The sequence below is a fragment of the Lentzea sp. NPDC051838 genome, from assembly GCF_040681245.1.
GTDB lineage: Bacteria > Actinomycetota > Actinomycetes > Mycobacteriales > Pseudonocardiaceae > Lentzea.
Genome location: NZ_JBFAYI010000024.1, coordinates 28,381 through 48,567, shown reverse-complemented (window position 1 = coordinate 48,567; position 20,187 = coordinate 28,381). Strand labels below are relative to the sequence as shown.

Sequence of the window (20,187 nt, the reverse complement as noted above, 5' to 3'; positions counted from 1 at the left end):
TCACGCGCATGGTGGAGATCCCCTACGGCAAGCGCATGCGGCCGCGGTACGTGCGGTTCCTGATCATCACGGCGATCGGGATCGCGTTGGTCGCGTTTGCCCTGGACATCCCGTGGCTGCTAATCACGCTGATCGTGCTCGGCGTGCTGAACGCAGTCGTGTGTGTGGGCGCTCTCTACGTGCTGTACCGCCAACCGCACACCATCACCGACGACGAACTGCGGCTCCGTCAGCTCGGCTTCTTCGACTGGCGCATCGCCACAGCGGACCTCGCGAAAGCACAAGTAGCCGAGCGCTCCCACAAGGGCCAGCGCACCGTCGAGGTCGTCGGCGACGCCGTCGTCATCCAGTCGCTGACCAAGACCAACGTGTCCGTGCCGTTCCGCGAGCCGCAGCTGGTCGATCTCGGCAAGAGCGGCCCGAAGCAGGTCAAACGCATCGAGTTCTGGGCGGACAACCCCGAACGGGCCGTCAAGGAGATCAACGCCCGTACTACTTAGGCTCCCACTTCTCGAGGTTCCACCACGGCCCCCACGCCAACGCGCCGTAGGAGTTCGGGTCGACCACGGGCAGATAGCCGTTCCACGAGTCACGCATCACGTACGCGTGCTCGGGGAACACCAGCACGACCATCGACGGCGCCGCGACGAACGCCTGCTGGAACAGCTTGTACGCCACCGCCCGCTGCGCCGGGTCGATCAGCTTGCGCCCGTTCTCGAGCGCCGCGTCGGCCGCCGGGCTCCCCTGCCCGCGCAGGTCGTAGAGCATCAGATCCGGGTCGAACGGCGACCCCTCGCCGTACAGCAGCGCATCCGCGGCCATCCGCGGCCGGATCGCCTCCCACGACAGCCCGGCGAGCTGCACGTCCACACCCACGGCCTTGGCATCGGCGGCGAACGCCGTGGCCAGGTCCGCCCGCAGGTCGTCACCCAGCGGGTACATCAAGGTGAACCGGGCAGCCACGCCCTCGCGCACCCGGATGCCGTCCGCGCCGGGAACCCACCCGGCCGCGTCGAGCTGACGGATCGCCTCGGTCTTGTCGTAGCGGAACTTCGCGGTCGGGTCGAACTCCTCGGCCAGCGCGTCCGGCACCGGGGTGTACCCGGCCGTGCCCTTGCCCTCCAGCAGGCTGTCGATCATGCCCTGGCGGTTCGTGGCGTAGTTCAGCGCAAGCCGGATCGCGGCGTTGCCGGTGACAGGGTTGGTCGTGGGCAGCCGCACCGCGCGGTAGTCGGCGCTGCGGTGGTACTGCACGGAAAGCCCCGACTTCGAGGCGAACTGCGTGGCGAGCTTGGGCGGCAGCACCGTGCCGTCGAACTCGCCGTCCTGCATGCGGCGCGCGCGCTGGTTGTCGTCCGTCACGAACACGACGGTCAGCTTCTTCACCTTGGGCGCGCCACCGAAGTACGTCTCGTTGGCGTCCAGCAGCAGCCGGTCGCCCTTCTTCCACTCGGTGACCTTGTACGGGCCGGTGCCGACGGGCTGACCGTCCGTCCGCGCCTGCTCACTGGGCAGAATCCCCAGCGTCAGCAGATGAGGGAACGCCGCCTGCGTCTGGTTCAGGAAGAACCGGACGGTCGACGGGTCGAGCTGCTCGACGCTCTTCAGGGTGCTGAACCTGTCCTTGACCGGGTTCTGCAACGCGGCCGCGTAGGTCGCGACGACGTCTTCCGCTCCGAACGCGCTGCCGTCGGTGAACTTCACGTCACCGCGCAGCTTCACCGTCCAGCTCAGGCCGTCCGCTGACGGTTCCGGCAGGTCGGCGGCGAGCTGCGGGCCCAGCGACCCGTCCTGGCGGTGCTCCACGAGACCGTCGTAGATCTTGGACACGCCCTGCGCGCCGTAGCCGAGCAGCGGGTTCAGCGTGGTCGGCTCGTCGCGGTCGGCGAGCACGATCGAGGTGCCGTTGGTGCCACCGTCCGGGCGGGGTGTGGCGGTCTCGGTGCAGCCCGCGACGGCCAGCAACACGACTAGGAACAGTGGGAAACGCACAAGGCCGGACCCTACAGTGATCCGCATGCGCATCGCTGTGAGTCAGATCAGCTCCACCACCGACCCCAGGTCCAACCTGGAGCTCGTCCGGGACGCGGTGCGCAGAGCAGAGGGCGCACGGGTCGTGTTGCTGCCTGAAGCCACTATGTGCCGCTTCGGAGTGCCACTTGGGCCGGTCGCGGAACCTCTCGACGGCCCGTGGGCGTCCGCAGTGCACGAGATCGCCGCACAGCACGACGTAGTAGTGGTGGCAGGCATGTTCACGCCGTCCGGTGACCGCGTGACGAACACGATGCTCGTCACCGGGCCGGACATCCACGTCGGCTACGACAAGATCCACCTGTTCGACGCGTTCGGCTTCCAGGAGTCGCGCACGGTCGCACCGGGAGCCGAGCCGCTGACGTTCGAACTCGACGGCGTCACGCTCGGCATCGCCACCTGCTACGACGTCCGCTTCCCCGAGCTGTTCCGGGCGCTGGCGGACGAGGGTGCGAAAGCAGTGCTGGTCGGCGCGTCGTGGGGCGCCGGACCGGGCAAGAAGGAGCAGTGGGAGCTGTTGGTGCGGGCGCGCGCACTCGACTGCACGTCGTTCGTCGTGGCGTGCGGCCAGGCCTACCCCGGTGACCTGGGCTCCACCGCGCCGACCGGTATCGGGTACTCGACCGTCGCGGACCCGTTCGGCAACGTCGTGACACAACTGTCCGACCAGCCTGAGGTCGTGCCGGTCGACATCGACCTCACGACAGTGGAACAAGCCCGGGAGGTCCTGCCGGTGCTGGCGAACCGACGGCTACGTTGATCGCCATGCGCATCGTTTCGGCCACGTTGGCCGCGTTGTTGTTGCTGTCGGGGGTCGCCCACGCCACGCCGCCACGGGGTGTGACCGCCAAGGACATCGCCAAGTGGAGTGTCGGCGACAAGGACTACGCCGTCCGCGAGATCACCATCTCCCCTGGTGGCGCGACGGGCTGGCACCACCACGACGGCACGTTGTACGCCGTCGTCAAGAAGGGCGTTCTCACGCGCACGATGTCCGACTGCACCACGACCTTCGTGCACCACCGCGGTGACACGCTGATCGAGGAGCCGGCGCACGTGCACATCGGCCGCAACCTCGGCACCGAGCCGATGGTGCTGCAAGTGCTGTACGTGAACCCCAAGGGCACGCCGCTCTCCCGCGACGAGCCGAATCCGGGCTGTTCCTTCGAATGAGCTTGACCTCCAGCTAGGTCGAGCTCACAGGATCGAGGGCATGACACTTCCAGTCCTGCCCTCGTTCGTCCACGGCCGCAGCGATCTCGACGGTTTCCAGGTCTACCGCGGCAGCCCGCCGCGCCGTGACCGCGAGGTCGGCTGCGTCGTGCTCGTCACGGTCGACACCGAGAACGAGGCCACCGCGAAGGCGTGGGTCGACTCCGTGTTCGTGGCATTGGCCAGCGAACCGAACCCGCATCCCGGCGGCCTCGGCGCGGTCTTCCACATCCGCGAGGACGGCAAGCGCGTCATCAACTACGCGGAGTGGGTCAGCGCCGAGGACCACGTCGACGCGGTGACGGCGGGCAGCAACGGCGTCGGTTCGAAGACCGCGGACTGGCACCGGGTGCAGAACTTCCCCGGTGTCCAGCCCGTGGGTGTCGAGCGGTACCAGCCGCTAGCGAAGATCCAGGCCGAGGTCGAGTGACGGCGACGAGTGCGTGAGACCGCCGACCGCGAGGTAGTCCACGCCCGTCTCGGCGTACCGGCGGGCCACGTCCAGCGTGAGCCCGCCGGACGCCTCCAGCTTCACGCCTTCAGGCCTCCTGGCAACAGCCTCAGCGCACTGCTCGGGCGTGAAGTTGTCCAGCAGCACCAGTTCCGCGCCCTCGGCCAACGCCTCGTCGAGCTGCTGCAGGCTGTCGACCTCGACCTCCATCAGCAGTTCGGGAGCGTGCGCGCGGGCCGCACGGATCGCCGCACCGACGGATCCCGCCGCCGCGACGTGGTTGTCCTTGATCAGGATCGCGTCGCCGAGGCCCATCCGGTGGTTCACGCCGCCGCCGGTCCGCACCGCGTACTTCTGCAGCAAACGCAAGCCGGGCAACGTCTTGCGCGAGTCGCGCACAGCAGCACCGGTGCCCTCGATCGCGGTGACCCAGCGCGCGGTCTGCGTCGCGATGCCGGACAGGTGGCAGATCAGGTTCAACGCCGTGCGCTCGACCGTGAGCAGGCCGCGGGTCGGACCGGTCAGCACCAGCGCGGGCTCACCGGGCACGGCCTTGTCGCCGTCCGAGGCCTCGGACAGCACCTCGATCTCCGGCAGGTAGCGCTGGAAAGCCGTGCGGGCAATGGAAACACCGCACAGCACGCCGGCCGAGCGAGGCGTGATCTCCGCCGTGGCGACGGACTTCTCCGGCACGGTCGCCAGCGTCGTGGCGTCCAGGCCGTAACGGAGGTCTTCCTCCAGGGCGAGCTGGATGACCCGGTTCGCGTCGTCCCAATCGATGGTCATGCGACACCCTCTGCCAGAACAGGATCGGCCAGCACGGGCTGACCGGTCGGGGTGAGCCGGACGAGCTGACTGCGTTGCCACGCCTCGGAGCGCTCGACGAAGTCCGTGCGCACGTGGCAACCACGCGACTCAGTGCGTTCGGCAGCAGCGGCGATCAAAGCACGAGCGGCCATGGTCAAAGCCGCGTCCTCGACCAGCTCACGCGACTCCAGCTGCTTGTCCACAGTGGACACGTCGAGCACCGAACCCACCACGGCCAGGCCCTCCGCGTCACGACCGATCGCGGCGTACCGGGACATCACGCGCTGGAGCAGATCGCGGTCGGCAACAGGAGCAGTGGGCAGCGAGACCTCGGGCGTACGAGCAGGCAGAACCAAACCAAGCGCAAGATCGGAAGCCACGGCCTCGGCGGCACGGGTGCCGCAGACCAGGCCTTCGAGCAAGCTGTTGGACGCCAACCGGTTCGCGCCGTGCAGCCCGGTCCGAGCGACCTCGCCAACAGCGTACAAACCAGTCACGCCGGTGCGGCCGTCAACGGAAGAAACCACGCCACCACAGGCGAAGTGAGCCGCCGGAGCCACCGGAATCGGGTCCACGGCCGGGTCGATCCCCACCGAGACGCACGCCGCGTACACCGTCGGGAACCGGGTAGCCATGTCGTGCAACGAGGTCGCGTCCAGGAACACGTGGTCGTCGACACCACCGGGCTCAGCGGCCATGTGCCGGGTGATCGCGGCCGCCACGACGTCGCGCGGAGCCAGATCCTCCAGCGGGTGCACGCCCTTCATCACGCGCGCGCCGGTCGCGTCGACCAGCACGGCACCTTCACCGCGCACGGCTTCCGTGACGAGCGGGCACCGTCCACGAGCACCGCGACCGGTGTACAGCACGGTCGGGTGGAACTGGATGAACTCGACGTCCGCGGCCAGCGCACCGGCGCGCAACGCCAGAGCCAACCCGTCGCCGGTGGCCACGGACGGGTTCGACGTCGCCTGGTACATCTGGCCGAGACCACCGGTCGCCAGGAGAACAGCCGGCGCGCTCAAAACCCCGGGCACGCCGTTGCCGTCCAGCACCAGCAGTCCGCACACCGCGCCGAGCGGCGTCTTCACCGCGTCGACCGCGACGTGGTTCTCCAGCAGGGGAACCCGTCCGTCCACAGTGGCCTTGAGCAACGCCCGTTCGACCTCGGCACCCGTCGCGTCACCGCCGGCGTGCACCACGCGGAACGCGCTGTGCCCACCTTCGCGGGTGCGCTCCAGCAACCCGTCCGGACGGGCGTCGAACACGGCACCGCGTTCACGCAACCGCGCCACCGCAGCGGGTCCGTCGGAGATGATCGCCGAGACAGCCTCGACAGAGCAGAGGCCCGCGCCCGCCGTCAGCGTGTCCTCGATGTGCCGCTCGACCGAGTCTCCGGGATCGTGCTGGTCCTCCATGACGACCGCGACGCCGCCCTGAGCCCAGCGCGTGTTGCCGTCGTCGCCCGCAGCCTTCGTCACGACCAGGACGCGAAGTCCCAGCTCACGGGCGTGCAGCGCGGCCGTCAGCCCCGCCACGCCCGTGCCGACCACGATCAGGTCGGCCCGCGCCTCCCAGCGCGCGGCCATCACTCACCGCCGCCGGGCTGGCCGATCTCGATCATGCGCTGCACGGCACCCTGCGCCCTGCGAGCGGTCTCCAGGTCCACGTGCACCTCGTCCAGACCCTCACGCACGCAACGCAGCAGAGCGGCCGGCGTGATCATCTTCATGTAGGTGCAGGACGCGCGGTCGTTCACGGCGCGGAAGTCGATCTCCGGAGCGGCCTTGCGCAGCTGGTGCAGCATGCCGACCTCGGTCGCGACGAGCACCTTGCGGGCGTTCGTCGAGCGAGCCGCGGTGATCATGTCGCCGGTCGAGAGGATCTTGACCTTCTCCGCCGGCACGATGCCCTCGCCGCTCAGGTACAGAGCCGACGTCGCGCACCCGCACTCCGGGTGGATGAACAGGTCGGCGTCCGGGTTCGCGGCGGCACGTTCGGCCAGCTCAGGCCCGTTGATACCGGCGTGGACGTGGCACTCGCCCGCCCAGATGTGCAGGTTCTCGCGGCCGGTCTCGCGCTTCACGTGCGCGCCCAGGAACTGGTCCGGGCAGAACAGCACCTCGCGGTCGGCCGGGATCGAGCGCACCACGTCGACGGCGTTGGACGACGTGCAGCAGATGTCCGTCTCGGCCTTCACCTCGGCCGTGGTGTTCACGTAGGACACGACGACGGCGCCGGGGTGCTCCGCCTTCCACTCGCGCAGCTGGGCGCCGGTGATCGAGTCGGCCAGCGAACACCCCGCGCGCTCGTCCGGGATCAGCACGGTCTTCTCGGGCGCCAGGATCTTCGCGGTCTCGGCCATGAAGTGCACGCCGCAGAAGATGATGGTCTGCGCGTCGGACTGCGCCGCGATGCGAGACAGCGCGAGCGAGTCGCCGGTGTGGTGGGCGATGTCCTGGATCTCGGGCAGCTGGTAGTTGTGCGCCAGGATGACGGCGTCCCGCTCCTTCGCGAGGCGCAACACCTCGTCCCGCCACGCCGCGTTCGGCTCGACTCCGCCGAACACACCTGACGCGGTTCGCTCCACAGTTGCGGTAGCGACCATCGCTGCCTCCTCGGTTCCAGGTTTTCGCCTGTTGGTCGAAAACGTCGCCGATAGTATCAGCCGAGTGGCGGGCGTGGGACATGAAGTTCTGGCAGCTGTGCTGCGGGTGAGAGGTGCGTCACTCCAGGTCATGCTGTGGGAGCGCGCACGGGAGCCACATGCTCACCGCTGGTCGCTGCCAGGTGGCGGCCTGCGGGTGGACGAGGACGTGGAGACCTCCATCCGCCGTCAGCTGACCGAGAAAGTCGACGTGCGACAGTTGTCACACGTCGAGCAGCTGGCCGTCTTCAGCGCCCCGGACCGCGTTCCCGGACCCCGTGTCGTGGCGACGGCGTTCCTCGGACTGGTGCCCTCCGACGCCGACCCGGAGCGTCCGTCGGACACCGAGTGGCACTGCGTGGACACGCTCCCTCCGATGGCGTTCGACCACTCCTCGATCGTGCACCGAGCACGGCACAGGCTCGCCTCGAAGCTGTCGTACACGAACCTCGGATTCGCCCTCGCGCCACCGGAGTTCACGATCTCCCTGCTGCGCGACCACTACTCGGCCGCACTCGGTTACCGGGTGTCCGCGACGAACCTCCAGCGGGTCCTGTCCCGCCGGTTGTTGCTGGAACCGACGGGTGGCACCGCTCCCCCAGGTCCGTCAGGAGGCCGTCCCGCGGCCCTGTTCCGGTTCAGCGCCAAGGGAATCAAGGTCACCGACCCGTTCGCCGTGCTGAGACCGCCGGGATCCGGCCGTCCGGCGGGCGGGAGTGGCACCCCGTAACGTGGGACGCGTGGCAGAGACGCTCCCCCTCTTCCCCCTGGGCACGGTGCTGTTGCCCGGGGCGTCTTTGCCGTTGCACATCTTCGAGCCGCGCTACCGCCAGCTCGTCGTCGACCTGATGACGGGTTCCTTGTTCGGCCGCACGTTCGGGGTCGTGTGCATCAAGGACGGCTGGGAGGTGGGCGCCGACAACGTCCGCGCCCTCAAGGACATCGGCTGCTCCGCCGACCTGCTCGACGCCCGCCCGTTGCCCGAGGGCCGGTTCGACATCGTCACGCGCGGAGTGAAGCGCTTCCGCCTGCTGGACGTCGACTCGACGACCGCGCCGTACCTGCTCGGCCACGTCGAGTACCTGGACGACTCACCGGTGCCCGAGGCGGCGCTGGAGGTCGTGCCGATTCTCGAACGGGGAGCGCGCGCGGCTCACGAGCGGTACTGCGGAGCCGCGTGGCACCGCGAGGACTGGTCGGCACCCGCCGAGGACGTCGAACTGGGCGCGTTGTCGTACCTGCTCGCCGCTGACTGCCTGCTGCCCGTGGAAGATCGGCAGCGGTTGCTGGAGGAGACGTCGCCGGCGCGGCGGTTGCGTTTGGTCCGGCGGATGCTGCACCGGGAGACCGGGATTCTCAGCGCGCTGAAGGCCGTTCCCGTGCCGCTCACGGAGTTCGGGCACGTGCCGAGCCCGAACTGAAGAACCGCTTGAGCTCCGGGACGACGAGCTCCGGGCGTCTGATCGGGCTGTTGTGGGCGGCTCCGCGCAGTTCGGTCACGTGCGGGATGAACGTGCCAACGGTGGCCATGGCATCCTTGAGGAAGCGCGGGGCCTTCGAGCCGCCCATGAGCGCCACGGTGGCCTTGAGGGTGTTGAACCGCTCCAAGTTCGCGTGGACCTCACCGGCGACCCGGAAGTCGTGGGGGACGGTCGACAGCAGTCCGGTCTGGTTCTGCGCATCCTCCTGGACGAGGTAGCGCAGCAGCACGGTCAGGAGCGGGCGCGGCTGCAGGCGCAGCCAGAGCGGCCCGACGCCCGCGCCTTTGAGGAGCGTGACCAGTGCGTCGGCCCTCCTGCCGTCCGCGACCTCGGCCTCGAACCGCTCGAAGACGGGCTTGCGGTGAGGCAGGTGGGCCGATGGCTGGTAGGCGGCGACATGGGTGACGCTGGGGAGGACCCGCGCGGACTCCAACGCGATCAGGCCACCGGAGCCGACCCCGAACAGTCGCTGCGACCCGGTGGCCGCCACGACGGCTTCGACGTCCTCGACCTCGGTTCCCAGGTTGTGCTCCGCGGTGTGCGGCCCGCTGCGCCCGCGGCCACGCCGGTCGAAGGCGTGGACGGTGAACTCGTCCGCGAGCGCTTGCGCCAGCTTCTCGTAATCCTTCGCCGATTCCATGGCGCCGTGGATCACGACCAGGCCGGGCCCGGTTCCGGTGGTGCGGTAGCCGATGGGAGTGCCGTCACGCGACGCTGCTCGGGTGACCATGAGATCAGGGTAGGTCGAAGAACCTCCTGAGCTCCGGAACGACGAGGTCCGGGCGTTCGGTAGGGCTGCCGTGGTCGGCTCCGCGCACCTCCACCCTCGTGGCGTCGGGGAGAAGCGTTTCAAGGATCGCCAGAGCGTCTTTGAGGTAGCGCGGGGACTTGGAGCCGCCCAGGAGCACCACGTCGGCTTCGAGCGCCTTGAACCGCTCCAGGTTCTTGCTGCCCTCGCCCACGACCCTGAAGTCGTAGCGCGCGGTCGGCAGCAGGCTGACCATGTCGACGTCGTTCGCCAGGAGCTTGCGCGTCACCGCGAGGAGGAGCGGGCGCGGCAGCAGGCCCAGCCACCGCGGCCCGACCTCCAGGCCGAGGCCGATCGTGACCAGGGCCTCCGCGTGCTGCCCGTTCGCGACCTCCCGCTCGAACCGCTCGAAGACGTGGTCTTTCAGGCCGGGCGCGGTGATCGGGGGCTCGTAGGCCGCGACGTGCGTGATACCTGGGATCGACAACGCGGATTCGAGCACGATCACCGCGCCGGAGCTGAGGCCGAACAACCGCTGCGCCCCGGTTTCGCGCACCACGGCCGCGATGTCGTCGACCTCGGTTTTCAGGCTGTGGTCGGCGGCGTGCGGAGCGCTGCCGTGGCGGCCACGCCGGTCGACGACGTGGACGGTGAACTCGTCCGCGAGCGCTTCCGCGAACTTCTCGTAGCTGGACGAGCTCTGCAACGCGCCGTGGACGACCACCAGACCAGGTCCGGTGCCCGTGGTGCGGTAGTTCACTTGAGTGACCATAAGATTAGAGTAACCCTAACCAAGGAGCTGATGTGGCGGGACTGAGAGAACGCAAGAAGGCGCTGACGAGGGCGACGATCGCGGCCTGCGCGGCAGAGCTGTTCGCGCGCAACGGGTTCCGCGCGGTGACGATGATCGAGGTCGCCGAGGCGGCGGAGGTGTCGGAGCAGACCGTCTACAACCACTTCCCCACCAAGGAGAGCCTGGTCTTCGATCGAGCGGACGAGTTGCGGGCGGCCTTGCTGGACCTGGACCAGTACTCCGGTGTGGTCGCAAACTACTGGGAGTGGCTGTCGGCAGCGGTGCTCGGGACGTCGGCACGCCGGGCGATCGGCAACCCCGGAGGGATGCCCCGGCTCGTGGCCACGGACGCGGGACTGCGGAGATACCTGCTGGAACTCGCCGACTCGTGGTCGAGCGCGCTGGCGGAGGTGTGGGTGGCGCGCCCATCGGGACGGTTCGACGACGCTGTGGTGGCCCGGACGCTCACGGATGCCCTGTTGCACGTCTTCGTGCGGGCTGTGGACCGCTTGGGGACGATCGAGACCGAGGAGGAGATCGACGCCCTGGAGGCTGAGATCCGCACGGCACTGGACGTGTTCCGGCCCGCGTTCGCCGCAATCGGCTGAGGCGGTTGTCGGATCGTTGAATTGTGGCCTTGTGGGATTGTTGAACAATTCGTACTCTGAGGGCCACGTCACACTCGTCAAGTACCCCTCCACCACGCTGCGAGGTGTCCCATGAGCACGACCACGACCGAGGACACAGGCCGTTTCGCCTGGTTCCGCAGTCTCGGCCAGAAGGGCAGGCGCGCGTTCATCGGCGCGTTCGGCGGCTACGGGCTGGACTCGTACGACTACTGGGTCCTGCCGCTGAGCCTGGTCGCGATCACCGGCTACTTCGGCCTGACCAAGGCAGAAGCGGGCCTGCTGGGCACGTCCACCCTGCTGATGAGCGCCATCGGCGGCGCGGTCGCGGGTGTGATGGCGGACCGGTTCGGCCGATCGAAAACGCTGATCATCACGGTCGCGGCGTACGCGTTCTTCACCGTGCTGTGCGGCTTCGCGACGAGCTACGAGACGCTGCTGGTCTTCCGCGCGTTGCAGGGACTCGGGTTCGGCGGTGAGTGGGCGGCCGGAGCGATCCTCGTGGCCGAGTACTGCAAGCCGAAGTACCGCGGCCGCACGGTGGCGTTCATCCAGAGCGCCTGGGCGGTGGGCTGGGGTCTCGCGGTCCTGATCAACACCCTGGTCGCCTCGCTGGCCGACCCCGCGTGGTCGTGGCGGATCATGTTCTGGACCGGCGCCCTGCCCGCGATCCTCATCTTCTACGTGCGCCGCAACGTCGACGACGCGCCGGAAGCCAAGGCGCACGCGAACCAGAAGGGCACGTTCCCCAAGATCTTCCAGGGCAAGACTCTCAAGACCACGCTGTTCGCCGCGCTGCTCGCCACCGGTGTCCAGGGCGGTTACTACACGCTCGCGACGTGGCTGCCCGCGTTCCTGCAGACCGGCCGCAAGCTCACGATCATCGGCACCGGCGGGTACCTCGCGTTCCTCATCACCGGCGCGTGGATCGGGTACGTGTGCGGCGGCTACCTCACGGACTACCTGGGACGCAAGAAGACCTTCGTGCTCTTCGCGACCGCCAGCGCGTTGCTGATCGTCGCCTACACGCAGATTCCCAACGGTGCCAACACGTTGGTGATGTTCCTCGGCTTCCCGCTCGGGTTCTGCATGTCCGCCATCTTCAGCGGGTTCGGCAGCTATCTCAGCGAGCTCTACCCGACGCACCTGCGCGGCACCGGCCAGGGCTTCACCTACAACTTCGGCCGCGCGTTCGGCGCGGTGTTCCCCGGACTGGTCGGGTTCATGGCCGACCGGCTGGGCATCGGCGGTGCGATGCTGTTCGGAGCGGCGGCGTACGGGATCGCTGTCGTCGCACTGATCTGGTTGCCGGAGACGGTCAACAAGGAGCTGGAATGACGACAGCGGGCACCGCACCGGGACAGGCGCAGGCCAACCTGATCGCCATCCCCAAGGACTGGGCGTACGACTTCCTCCTCTTCACCCACCGCAACCCCAAGCCTTGTCCGGTGCTCGACGTGCTGGACGCCGGCGAGACGGTCAGCGCGCTCAAGCAGGACGCCGACGTGCGCACCCACGCACCGCGCTACCGGATCTGGGAGAACGGCGAGCTGGTGGCAGAACCCGAGAACGCCACGGAGTTCTGGCGCGACGACCTGGTGACGTTCCTGATCGGCTGCAGCTTCACGTTCGAGACGGCACTGGAAAGCGCTGGAGTGCCGCTGCGGCACGTGGATCAGGGCAAGAACGTCTCGATGTTCGTCACGGACATCCAGTGCCGGCCCGCGGGACGGCTGCACGGACCGATGGTCGTGTCGATGCGGTGGATTCCGGAGTCCCTTGTGGACATAGCGCACAAGGTCACCGCGCTGATGCCGTCGGTGCACGGGGCTCCGGTCGGTGCTGGCGATCCTCGGATGCTGGGGATCTCCGACGTCGAGCGGCCCGACTTCGGGGACGCCGTCGAACCGGAACCCGGTGACGTGCCGGTGTTCTGGGCGTGCGGCGTGACCCCGCAGGCGGTGCTGATGAAGTCCAGGCCGCCGTTCGCGATCACGCACGCGCCAGGTCAGATGTTCGTCACCGACATGCCGGATTTCGCTTATCGGGTCGGGTGAGCTGACGGCGGCGTCTCAGCCGAGGCGCCGCCCCAGGTCGTCCAGGCCGTTCCACGCCGCACAGCAGCCGTAGGCCAGCGCTGCCGCGAGCGGCCACGCCAGAATCCCCCACCACGTCTCCAGCGACGGCGCCACGAGCAGCGTGTCGCCGGGCTTGATCGTCGCCGGCACCGGGTACGCGCCCGCCGCCACGTTGCCGCCCAGGTACTGGGTGAACCACGCCGCCGCGAACGACCCCGCCGTCATCGCCAGCATCACCACGGGCCCGCGCCGTTGCCGCAGCAGCCACACCGCGATGCCGGTGATCGCGCCCGCGCCGAGACCGATCATCACGAACACCATCAGCGCGTCCAGCCGGTGGTAGCTCTCGACGCCGATCGGGTAGAACTTGTTGTCGTTCGGCGAGACGATCTTGAGCTGGGCCGGGGCGAGCCACGACCACAGGTACCCGGCGGGCAGCCCGAACGCGAACGTCGTGAGCAGCACGACCAGGCCCGGCAGCAGATCCCGCTTCACCACGACCTTCGGCCGCGGCCGGATGTAGTGGTAGACGTACGGCGGCTCCGGCAGGGGTTCGATGCGAACCGGGGCTGCTTTCTCGTCCATTCGCGAGAGGTTACTACCGGGCAGAAGTGATCTCGCCGTGACGGCTGCAACGCGCCGCCCAGCCGTCCGGAGTCACCTGGACGACCATGCGGCGAGCGCACTCCGAGCAGTACCGCGGCGGGTCGATCATCGACAGGCGCTGACGGCAGAACGCGTGGTCGCCGTCAGCTTCCTCTTTGCCGCAGAAGGAGCAGTACGTCATAGGGTCTGGCTCAACGCCTTGATCGGCATCGACAGCTCTTCCAGCATGTCGAGGTCCTGCTGCGCGGGCCGGCCGAGGTTCGTCAGGTAGTTGCCGACGATGATCGCGTTGATGCCGCCGAGCATGCCCTGCTTCGCGCCCAGGTCGCCGAACGTCAGCTCACGACCGCCGGCGAACCGCAGGATCGTGCGCGGCAGGGCCAGCCGGAACGCGCCGACCGTCCGCAGCGCCTCGGCACCCTCGACGACCGGGTAGTTCTCGTAGGGCGTGCCGGGGTTCGGGATGAGGAAGTTCAACGGAACCTCGTCGGGCTCCAGCTCGGCCAGCTGCACGGCGAACTCCGCGCGCTGGGCCAGCGTCTCGCCCATGCCGATGATGCCGCCGCAGCAGACCTCCATGCCGGCGTCGCGGATCATCCTCAACGTGTCCCAGCGCTCCTCCCAGGAGTGCGTGGTGACGACCTCGGGGAAGTGCGAGCGCGCGGTCTCGAGGTTGTGGTTGTAGCGGTGCACGCCCATCGCCACGAGCTCGTCGACCTGCTCCTGCGTGAGCATGCCGAGCGAGCAGGCGATCTGGATGTCGTTGCCGTCCTCGCGGATGGCCTTGATGCCGTCGCGCACCTGCGAGAGCAGTCGCTTGTCCGGTCCGCGCACGGCGGCGACGATGCAGAACTCGGTCGCACCGGTGTCGCGGGTCTGCCGGGCGGCGCGCACCAGGCCGGGGATGTCCAGCCACGCCGACCGCACGGGCGACGGGAACTGGCCGGACTGCGAGCAGAAGTGGCAGTCCTCGGGGCAGCCGCCGGTCTTCAGCGAGACGATGCCCTCGACCTCGACCTCCGGCCCGCACCAGCGCTCACGCACCTCGTGCGCCAACGCCAGGAGCTCGGGGATCCGGTCCTCTGGCAGTTCGAGGACTTTCAGCACCTGAGCTTCGGACAGGCCGACACCTCGTTCGAGCACCTGCTCACGAGCCTCGTCGAGCACGTCGATCTGTTCCGGAGCTGCGGTCACGGTCTCTCCTCCTCCTGTGGCCTGGCGAGCACTATGCCTCACTGAATCCTTCATCGTGGAGCGACGTAGGTCACTGGACCGCGAACTGAGCCGCGAACGTCTCCGGGTCGAACTCGCCGCCGAACCACGGTGAAAACGATCTCTTGGCGACCGCCAGGAAATCCACAGAACCGAGCTTCGTCACACCTTGAGGGAGCGCACCGAGGAGGGGAGCGCCCGCCGCGTCGGGCAGATCGGCCAGGTTGGTGAGGGAGGCGAGGTCCGGGTGCAACGGCCAGCTGCCCACCACGACACCCAGCGACTCGATGCCCCTGCGCTGCAGCGCCTCGGCCGTGAGAGCGGTGGTGTTGAGGGTGCCCAGGCCCGCCTGCGCCACGATCAGGACCGGCGCGTTCACCGCCCACGCGATGTCGGCCAGGGTGGAACCGCCCTCGTCGAACCGCACCAGCAGCCCGCCGGCGCCCTCGACCAGCACCAGGTCGTGGGTCTCGTCGAGCTCGGTGACGGCTTTGGCGACGTCGGCGGGGTGCACGGTGGGCATGCCCGCCCGTCTCGCCGCGGTGGCCGGAGCCAGCGGGTCGGGGTATCTGGCCAGCTCACGGGTCGTCACGTCACCCGCCAGCCGCGCCACCTCGGCGACGTCGCCGGGCTCGCCGGGCAGCAGGCCCGTCTGGGCGGGCTTCAGCACCGCCACCCTGCGACCTTCCGCCCTGGCCAGGGCAGCGATGCCCGCGGTGACGGCGGTCTTGCCGACCTCTGTCCCGGTTCCGGTGATCACCAGCACGCTCACAGGCAATCACCCTATGCCGTCACATACCGTGAAGGCATGACCGAGCAACCGATCGTGATGTACGGCGCCGAATGGTGTGGGGACTGCCGCCGGGCCAAGTCGTGGCTGACCCGCAACAACGTGCCGTTCACCTACGTCGACGTCGAGCACGACGACGAGGCGCGCGACCGGGCGATCGAGATCTCCGGTCGCAAGCAGATCCCCGTCGTCGTGCTTCCGAGCGGCGAGTTCCTGGTCGAGCCGACCGACACTCAGCTCGCGGCCGCGATCACGGCCTGACAGATCGTCGCGACGTCGTCGTCCGTGCTGATGAACGGCGGCATGGTGTAGATCAGGTCGCGGAACGGGCGCAGCCACACGCCGTTGTCGACCGCGGCCTTGGTCGCTCGTGCCATGTCCACGGGCTCGTGGAGCTGCACGACACCGATGGCGCCGAGCACGCGCACGTCCTTGACGGTGGACAGCTCACGGGCGGGTGCGAGACCGGCCTTCAAGCCGTTCTCGATGCGCGCGATCTCCCGCTTCCAGTCCTGCGCGAGCAGCAGGTCGATCGACGCGAGCGACACCGCGGACGCCAGCGGGTTGCCCATGAACGTCGGCCCGTGCGCGAGGATCGGTACTTCGCCCTTGCTGATGCCGTCCGCGACCCGTGACGTGCACAGCGTGGCGGCCATCGTCATGTACCCGCCGGTCAGCGACTTGCCGAGGCACATGACGTCCGGGCTGACATTGGCGTGGTCGGCGGCGAACAGCTCGCCGGTGCGCCCGAAGCCCGTGGCGATCTCGTCGAACACGAGCAGCACGTCGTGTGTGTACGCGAGCTCACGCAGCACATGCAGGTAGCGCGGGTCGTGGAAGCGCATACCGCCCGCACCCTGCACGACGGGCTCGACGATGATCGCGGCGAGCTCGTGGGCGTGCTGTTCCACCATGTCGGCGAGGTGCTGAACGTATGCAGTATCCAATTCAGCCGGTGGACTGTCTGCGAAAACCTGCTCGGGCAGAATTCCATGCCAGAGCGAATGCATACCGCCTACTGGATCGCATACAGACATCGGCGTGAACGTGTCGCCGTGGTAGCCACCGCGCCATGTCAACATCCGGCGCTTCTCCGGACGGCCCTGCGAACGCCAATACTGCATACACATCTTGACGGCGACTTCGACGGACACCGAGCCGGAGTCGCACAGGAAGACGTGCTGCAGCTCCGACGGCGTGATCTCGACGAGCTTGGTCGCGAGGCGGATGGCGGGCTCGTGGGTGAGCCCGCCGAACATCACGTGACTCATCCGGCCGAGCTGATCCGTGACGGCCGCGTCGAGCACCGGGTGGCGGTAGCCGTGGATGGCCGCCCACCAGGACGACATGCCGTCGACGAGCTCGCGGCCGTCCGCGAGCGTGAGCCGGACACCCGAGGCCTCCGAGACGAGCAGCGGTTCCTGGGTGCCCGGCATCGGGCCGTACGGGTGCCAGACGTGCGCCTGGTCGAGCTTCAGCAGGTCGTCCACCTGCCAGACATTAAGCGAGACGAACAGGCAGCGTGTGCAGACCGCGGATCAGCGTGCTGTCCCGCCACACCAGCGTCTCCGGCTCGGCGGCGAGCTGCAGGTTCGGGAACCGTGCGAGCAGCTGCGTCAACGCCACGTCGAACTCCAGCCGGGCCAGCGGGGCGCCGAGGCAGAAGTGGATGCCGTGGCCGAACGCGACGTGCCCCTGCGCGGACCGCGTGACGTCGAGCTGGTCGGGGTTCTCGTACTTCGCGGGATCGCGGTTCGCGGCGACCAGCGACACCATCAGGATCTCGCCGGCGGGCACCGTCACGCCGCCGAGGTCGAGAGGCTCCTTGGTGAAGCGGAAGGTCGCGACGTTGACCGGACCCTCCAGCCGCAGGAACTCCTCCGTGCTCGCGGGGATCAGCTCGGGACGCTCGCGCAGGATCTGCAGCTGGTCCGGGTTGTTCAGCAGCGACAGCACCGCGTTGCCGATGAGGTTCACCGTCGTCTCGTGACCCGCCACGAGCAGCAGGAACGCCATCGAGACCAGCTCTTCGGTGTTCAGCCGGTCACCGGAGTCGTCGGCGTGCACGAGAGCGGAGAAGAACGTGTCGTTCGGCTCGGCCTCGGCGATCGCCATGACGTGCTGGTACAGGAAGCCGGCCATCGAGGTCGCCGCGCTCTGGACCTGCTCGGGCGTGCCGAAGGACAGCAGCTGGTTCGACCACTCGCGGAAGTCGTCGCGGTTGTCGATCGGGATGCCGAGCAGCTCGCAGATCACGGTGATCGGCAGCGGGAACGCGAAGGCTTCCAGCAGGTCGACCTCGTCGCCGTCGTTCAGCTTGGCGATCAGCTCGGCCGCGATCTCCTGCACGCGCGGCCGCAGCAGTTCGATGCGACGAGCGGTGAACGCCTTCGTCACGAGCTTGCGCAGCCGGGTGTGGTGCGGCGGGTCCATGTTGAGCATGTGGACGGCGAGCGTGGGCTCGATCTCGCGGCGCTCGGCGGCATCGGAAGCGTGCGTCACCATCAGGTGGCCGCCCTCGAGGATGTTCTTGCTGACCCTGGAGTCGGTGAGAGCGATCTTCGCTTCGTCGTAACGAGTCACGAGCCAGACCTTGAGCCCACGCGGCATGTGGACTTCCTGCACGGGCCCCTCGGCACGCAACATGTCGTGCACTTCGTGCGGGTTCTGGACGTAGTCGGCGGGCAACTGGGTGAGTGTCGTCACCTCACCCAGTTAACCCCGTTAACTCATGTCTCGCCACTATTTCTCGAGCGATCCTCGTTCCTGCACCGTCCACGTCGTGCCGTCCGGGTCGGTGAAGTCGAAGAAGCTCGCGTAGTCGCGGCGTCCCGGGTCGATTCCCGGTTCGAAACCGCCCTGCCAGTCGGGCAAACCGGCCTTGTGCCGCAACGAACTGACGTTCAGGCCTCTTTCGGACATTTCACGGTGTGCGGCCTCGATGTCGGTGACGACGAGGGTCGCGGAGAGGCCGGTGCCGAACTGGATCGAGCACCCGGAACCCGGCGGAGTCAGCTGGACGACGCGGAACTCGTCGTTGGGGTGGTAGTCGACGTCGAGCACGAACCCGGCCTGGACGTAGAAGCCGAGCGCCCGGTCGACATCCGTGACGGGAAGCGTGACGACCTCGATCGCGTAGTCCATGTCAGACCAGCACCTCGCCGCCGTCGACCGCGAGCGAAACACCGGTCATGAACGTGTTGGTGAGCGCGAACAACACGGCGTCGGCGATGTCCTCGGCCTGCCCGATCCGGCGCACCGGGCTGGTGGCCTGCTTGTGAGCGAACAACGCGGCCTTCTTCTCCTCGCCCAGCGCGTCGTAGGCGCCGGTGTCGATCGTGCCGGGCGAGATCGCGTTGACCCGGATCGGCGCGAGCTCGACCGCGAGACCCCGGACGACCGCGTCGACGGCTGCGTTGGTGGCGCCGACCGCGAGCATGCCCGGCATGACCTTGCGGGCCGAAGCTCCCGAGAGGAACACGAACGAGCCGTTCTCCGGCATGCGCGACGCGAAGTGCTTCGCCAGCAGGATCGCGCCGACGACCTTGACGTTGAGCGACGCCTGGACCGCTTCCGGGGTCAGTTCCTTCGCCGTGCCACGGGCCCTGGCCGATCCGGTGGACACGACGTGGTCGATCGCGCCGACCTTCTCCGCCAGCTTCGCGATGCTGGCCTCGTCCGTCAGGTCGACCTCGTCCCGGCCGGCGACGACCGCCGTGCCCCCGGCCTCCTCGACCTTCTTCACCACGGCCTGCGCGATGCCGCTGTTGCGGCCGATCACCAGCACGTTCACTTGCGCTCCTGGAGTTCGTCGGGGTCGAGACCGCGGTCGATGCCGTGCGACACAACGCCTTGACCGGGTTCGAGGACCAGCTTGCGACCGTCGAGGAACACGTCGACCACGTCGGGTTCGAACGACACCCAGCCCGAGATGGCCGCCACCTCCGGCCACGCCTGCGGGTACGACCAGGCGGCGCGCTTGCGTTCGCCGATGTCGTAGTAACTCGCCAAACCTTTGTAGGGGCAGAAGGTCTCGCCTTCGACGTGCTTCAACGCGGCCGTGTCGATGTCCGCGCGCGGCACGTACCACCGCGGCGCGAAACCGGACTCGTAGAGCACCAACGGCCTCTTCGTGTTCGCAATGGTCCTCGTGCCGTCGCGCACCACCAGGTGCCGCGAGGTCCGGCGGATGTCGTTGCGGTGGTAGGGATCCGCCGCGTGCCCGACGATCCGGTCGTCCTCCTCGTAGAACGCGTCCATTGCACGCCAAGCGAAAGCGACTCGGCCTTCGAGGACCTTGGCGTGGTCCGGTAAGTCCGTGTGCTGCCAGGCCGCGTGCTTCTTCTCCAGCACGGTGAACCAGGCCGTCGCCCCGAGGTCGCGGTGGTTCGTGGTGCGGCTTTCCTCGTCCAGCCCGGTGACGTCTTCGCGCGGGAAGTACGCGACCGGATAGCGGCCGGGTTCGTGGAGCAGCACGACGTCCTCGCTGTCCGCCACCCACTGCCCGTCGAGCCGCACGCGCATGCGGCGCCGCAACGGTTCGACGAACAGCAAACGCTCCGGAAACGGCTCCGGCGTGAGGAACTGCCCCACCGCCTTCGCACCCAACGGTCCCTGCTGCCACGACAGTCCCATGACCTCTCCTAACCCTTTAAATTGGTATTGATAGTTAGGCAGACCGTCCTATAACCTGTCAAGGGCAACT

Annotated in this window: 25 protein-coding genes; 10 read left to right on the top strand and 15 right to left on the bottom strand. The window is 68.3% G+C overall.

What is annotated here, in order from left to right:
* The first annotated feature begins 8 nt into the window (after positions 1-8).
* A complete protein-coding gene (locus tag AB0M24_RS35470) occupies positions 9-500 on the top strand; it encodes a hypothetical protein (RefSeq protein ID WP_363777842.1) in 492 nt (163 codons plus the stop codon).
* Here the strand turns inward: AB0M24_RS35470 and AB0M24_RS35465 are convergent.
* Positions 493-1,992: an ABC transporter substrate-binding protein gene (locus AB0M24_RS35465; protein WP_363777841.1), complete on the bottom strand. Its 1,500-nt coding sequence runs from the start codon at positions 1,990-1,992 to the stop codon at positions 493-495. The genes AB0M24_RS35470 and AB0M24_RS35465 overlap by 8 nt on opposite strands.
* Before the next feature lie 25 nt (positions 1,993-2,017).
* Here AB0M24_RS35465 and AB0M24_RS35460 point away from each other — a divergent pair, with 25 nt between their 5' ends.
* From AB0M24_RS35460 to AB0M24_RS35450, 3 genes are read left to right on the top strand one after another with little or no spacing between them, the layout of a single operon-like run.
* A complete protein-coding gene (locus AB0M24_RS35460) occupies positions 2,018-2,791 on the top strand; it encodes a carbon-nitrogen hydrolase family protein (protein ID WP_363777840.1) in 774 nt (257 codons plus the stop codon).
* Positions 2,792-2,796: 5 nt separating this feature from the next.
* Positions 2,797-3,204: a cupin domain-containing protein gene (locus AB0M24_RS35455; RefSeq protein ID WP_363777839.1), complete on the top strand. Its 408-nt coding sequence runs from the start codon at positions 2,797-2,799 to the stop codon at positions 3,202-3,204.
* A gap of 40 nt (positions 3,205-3,244) precedes the next feature.
* On the top strand, positions 3,245-3,673 hold the full coding sequence (locus tag AB0M24_RS35450) for a hypothetical protein (RefSeq protein ID WP_363777838.1): 429 nt from the start codon (positions 3,245-3,247) through the stop codon (positions 3,671-3,673).
* Here the strand turns inward: AB0M24_RS35450 and nadC are convergent.
* The 3 genes from nadC to nadA are packed head-to-tail and all read right to left on the bottom strand — an operon-like array spanning position 3,644 to position 7,109.
* The gene (gene nadC / locus AB0M24_RS35445) at positions 3,644-4,480 is read right to left on the bottom strand and encodes a carboxylating nicotinate-nucleotide diphosphorylase (RefSeq protein ID WP_363777837.1); all 837 of its coding nucleotides are present in this window, start codon (positions 4,478-4,480) and stop codon (positions 3,644-3,646) included. The two genes, AB0M24_RS35450 and nadC, sit on opposite strands and share 30 nt — an antisense overlap.
* Positions 4,477-6,090: an L-aspartate oxidase gene (locus AB0M24_RS35440; protein WP_363777836.1), complete on the bottom strand. Its 1,614-nt coding sequence runs from the start codon at positions 6,088-6,090 to the stop codon at positions 4,477-4,479. Before AB0M24_RS35440 ends, nadC begins: the two co-directional genes overlap by 4 nt.
* A complete protein-coding gene (gene nadA, locus AB0M24_RS35435; RefSeq protein ID WP_363777835.1) occupies positions 6,090-7,109 on the bottom strand; it encodes a quinolinate synthase NadA in 1,020 nt (339 codons plus the stop codon). The genes AB0M24_RS35440 and nadA overlap by 1 nt, the downstream gene beginning before the upstream one ends.
* Positions 7,110-7,209: 100 nt before the next feature.
* Between nadA and AB0M24_RS35430 the strand changes: the two genes are divergently transcribed.
* The gene (locus AB0M24_RS35430) at positions 7,210-7,878 is read left to right on the top strand and encodes an NUDIX domain-containing protein (protein ID WP_363777918.1); all 669 of its coding nucleotides are present in this window, start codon (positions 7,210-7,212) and stop codon (positions 7,876-7,878) included.
* A gap of 10 nt (positions 7,879-7,888) precedes the next feature.
* Positions 7,889-8,569, top strand: a complete 681-nt coding sequence (locus tag AB0M24_RS35425; RefSeq protein ID WP_363777834.1) for an LON peptidase substrate-binding domain-containing protein — start codon at positions 7,889-7,891, stop codon at positions 8,567-8,569.
* On the opposite strand, the gene AB0M24_RS35420 is transcribed toward AB0M24_RS35425, so the two are convergent.
* Both AB0M24_RS35420 and AB0M24_RS35415 read right to left on the bottom strand, forming a co-directional pair.
* Positions 8,535-9,359: an alpha/beta fold hydrolase gene (locus tag AB0M24_RS35420; RefSeq protein WP_363777833.1), complete on the bottom strand. Its 825-nt coding sequence runs from the start codon at positions 9,357-9,359 to the stop codon at positions 8,535-8,537. The two genes, AB0M24_RS35425 and AB0M24_RS35420, sit on opposite strands and share 35 nt — an antisense overlap.
* A 4-nt stretch (positions 9,360-9,363) precedes the next feature.
* Entirely contained in the window at positions 9,364-10,149 is a 786-nt protein-coding gene (locus tag AB0M24_RS35415) for an alpha/beta hydrolase (RefSeq protein ID WP_363777832.1), read from the bottom strand.
* A gap of 32 nt (positions 10,150-10,181) precedes the next feature.
* Here AB0M24_RS35415 and AB0M24_RS35410 point away from each other — a divergent pair, with 32 nt between their 5' ends.
* The 3 genes from AB0M24_RS35410 (at position 10,182) to AB0M24_RS35400 (ending at position 12,853) form a co-directional block, all read left to right on the top strand.
* Positions 10,182-10,778: a helix-turn-helix domain-containing protein gene (locus AB0M24_RS35410; protein WP_363777831.1), complete on the top strand. Its 597-nt coding sequence runs from the start codon at positions 10,182-10,184 to the stop codon at positions 10,776-10,778.
* A gap of 111 nt (positions 10,779-10,889) precedes the next feature.
* Positions 10,890-12,134, top strand: coding sequence for an MFS transporter (locus AB0M24_RS35405; RefSeq protein ID WP_363777830.1), 1,245 nt, complete (start codon positions 10,890-10,892; stop codon positions 12,132-12,134).
* The gene (locus AB0M24_RS35400) at positions 12,131-12,853 is read left to right on the top strand and encodes a putative hydro-lyase (RefSeq protein ID WP_363777829.1); all 723 of its coding nucleotides are present in this window, start codon (positions 12,131-12,133) and stop codon (positions 12,851-12,853) included. The genes AB0M24_RS35405 and AB0M24_RS35400 overlap by 4 nt, the downstream gene beginning before the upstream one ends.
* A 15-nt stretch (positions 12,854-12,868) precedes the next feature.
* Here AB0M24_RS35400 and AB0M24_RS35395 read toward each other — a convergent pair whose 3' ends face one another.
* The 4 genes from AB0M24_RS35395 to bioD form a co-directional block, all read right to left on the bottom strand.
* On the bottom strand, positions 12,869-13,459 hold the full coding sequence (locus tag AB0M24_RS35395; protein ID WP_363777828.1) for a DUF2567 domain-containing protein: 591 nt from the start codon (positions 13,457-13,459) through the stop codon (positions 12,869-12,871).
* A gap of 13 nt (positions 13,460-13,472) precedes the next feature.
* On the bottom strand, positions 13,473-13,661 hold the full coding sequence (locus AB0M24_RS35390) for a hypothetical protein (RefSeq protein ID WP_363777827.1): 189 nt from the start codon (positions 13,659-13,661) through the stop codon (positions 13,473-13,475).
* Positions 13,658-14,674, bottom strand: a complete 1,017-nt coding sequence (bioB, locus tag AB0M24_RS35385; RefSeq protein WP_086666668.1) for a biotin synthase BioB — start codon at positions 14,672-14,674, stop codon at positions 13,658-13,660. The genes AB0M24_RS35390 and bioB overlap by 4 nt, the downstream gene beginning before the upstream one ends.
* Positions 14,675-14,744: 70 nt before the next feature.
* Positions 14,745-15,464: a dethiobiotin synthase gene (gene bioD, locus AB0M24_RS35380; RefSeq protein WP_363777826.1), complete on the bottom strand. Its 720-nt coding sequence runs from the start codon at positions 15,462-15,464 to the stop codon at positions 14,745-14,747.
* Positions 15,465-15,500: 36 nt separating this feature from the next.
* On the opposite strand from bioD, the gene AB0M24_RS35375 reads away from it, so the two are divergent.
* Positions 15,501-15,743 (top strand): glutaredoxin family protein, encoded by a 243-nt coding sequence (locus tag AB0M24_RS35375; protein WP_363777825.1) that lies wholly within the window; start codon positions 15,501-15,503, stop codon positions 15,741-15,743.
* Here the strand turns inward: AB0M24_RS35375 and AB0M24_RS35370 are convergent.
* The 5 genes from AB0M24_RS35370 to AB0M24_RS35350 all read right to left on the bottom strand — a co-directional run bounded on the left by AB0M24_RS35370 (position 15,716) and on the right by AB0M24_RS35350 (position 20,117).
* On the bottom strand, positions 15,716-16,918 hold the full coding sequence (locus AB0M24_RS35370; protein ID WP_363777917.1) for an adenosylmethionine--8-amino-7-oxononanoate transaminase: 1,203 nt from the start codon (positions 16,916-16,918) through the stop codon (positions 15,716-15,718). The two genes, AB0M24_RS35375 and AB0M24_RS35370, sit on opposite strands and share 28 nt — an antisense overlap.
* A gap of 64 nt (positions 16,919-16,982) precedes the next feature.
* Positions 16,983-18,188, bottom strand: coding sequence for a cytochrome P450 (locus AB0M24_RS35365; protein ID WP_363777824.1), 1,206 nt, complete (start codon positions 18,186-18,188; stop codon positions 16,983-16,985).
* A gap of 36 nt (positions 18,189-18,224) precedes the next feature.
* Positions 18,225-18,626 carry a VOC family protein gene (locus AB0M24_RS35360; RefSeq protein WP_363777823.1) on the bottom strand — a complete coding sequence of 134 codons (402 nt, stop codon included), beginning with the start codon at positions 18,624-18,626 and terminating at the stop codon, positions 18,225-18,227.
* Position 18,627: 1 nt separating this feature from the next.
* A complete protein-coding gene (locus tag AB0M24_RS35355; protein ID WP_363777822.1) occupies positions 18,628-19,275 on the bottom strand; it encodes an SDR family oxidoreductase in 648 nt (215 codons plus the stop codon).
* Positions 19,272-20,117 (bottom strand): DUF427 domain-containing protein, encoded by an 846-nt coding sequence (locus tag AB0M24_RS35350; RefSeq protein ID WP_363777821.1) that lies wholly within the window; start codon positions 20,115-20,117, stop codon positions 19,272-19,274. The genes AB0M24_RS35355 and AB0M24_RS35350 overlap by 4 nt, the downstream gene beginning before the upstream one ends.
* Positions 20,118-20,187 lie beyond the last annotated feature (70 nt).

Excerpts from the sequence above, each read along its gene's own strand:
- AB0M24_RS35470 (WP_363777842.1), top strand. The coding sequence starts at position 9 with ATGGTGGAGATCCCCTACGGCAAGCGCATGCGGCCGCGGTACGTGCGG.
- AB0M24_RS35455 (WP_363777839.1), top strand. The coding sequence starts at position 2,797 with ATGCGCATCGTTTCGGCCACGTTGGCCGCGTTGTTGTTGCTGTCGGGG.
- AB0M24_RS35375 (WP_363777825.1), top strand. The coding sequence starts at position 15,501 with ATGACCGAGCAACCGATCGTGATGTACGGCGCCGAATGGTGTGGGGAC.
- AB0M24_RS35360 (WP_363777823.1), bottom strand. The coding sequence starts at position 18,626 with ATGGACTACGCGATCGAGGTCGTCACGCTTCCCGTCACGGATGTCGAC.
- AB0M24_RS35460 (WP_363777840.1), top strand. The coding sequence starts at position 2,018 with ATGCGCATCGCTGTGAGTCAGATCAGCTCCACCACCGACCCCAGGTCC.
- AB0M24_RS35405 (WP_363777830.1), top strand. The coding sequence starts at position 10,890 with ATGAGCACGACCACGACCGAGGACACAGGCCGTTTCGCCTGGTTCCGC.
- AB0M24_RS35350 (WP_363777821.1), bottom strand. The coding sequence starts at position 20,117 with ATGGGACTGTCGTGGCAGCAGGGACCGTTGGGTGCGAAGGCGGTGGGG.
- AB0M24_RS35395 (WP_363777828.1), bottom strand. The coding sequence starts at position 13,459 with ATGGACGAGAAAGCAGCCCCGGTTCGCATCGAACCCCTGCCGGAGCCG.
- AB0M24_RS35450 (WP_363777838.1), top strand. The coding sequence starts at position 3,245 with ATGACACTTCCAGTCCTGCCCTCGTTCGTCCACGGCCGCAGCGATCTC.
- AB0M24_RS35370 (WP_363777917.1), bottom strand. The coding sequence starts at position 16,918 with ATGCCGGGCACCCAGGAACCGCTGCTCGTCTCGGAGGCCTCGGGTGTC.
- AB0M24_RS35440 (WP_363777836.1), bottom strand. The coding sequence starts at position 6,090 with ATGGCCGCGCGCTGGGAGGCGCGGGCCGACCTGATCGTGGTCGGCACG.
- AB0M24_RS35415 (WP_363777832.1), bottom strand. The coding sequence starts at position 10,149 with ATGGTCACTCAAGTGAACTACCGCACCACGGGCACCGGACCTGGTCTG.
- nadC (WP_363777837.1), bottom strand. The coding sequence starts at position 4,480 with ATGACCATCGATTGGGACGACGCGAACCGGGTCATCCAGCTCGCCCTG.
- AB0M24_RS35400 (WP_363777829.1), top strand. The coding sequence starts at position 12,131 with ATGACGACAGCGGGCACCGCACCGGGACAGGCGCAGGCCAACCTGATC.
- nadA (WP_363777835.1), bottom strand. The coding sequence starts at position 7,109 with ATGGTCGCTACCGCAACTGTGGAGCGAACCGCGTCAGGTGTGTTCGGC.
- AB0M24_RS35420 (WP_363777833.1), bottom strand. The coding sequence starts at position 9,359 with ATGGTCACCCGAGCAGCGTCGCGTGACGGCACTCCCATCGGCTACCGC.
- AB0M24_RS35390 (WP_363777827.1), bottom strand. The coding sequence starts at position 13,661 with ATGACGTACTGCTCCTTCTGCGGCAAAGAGGAAGCTGACGGCGACCAC.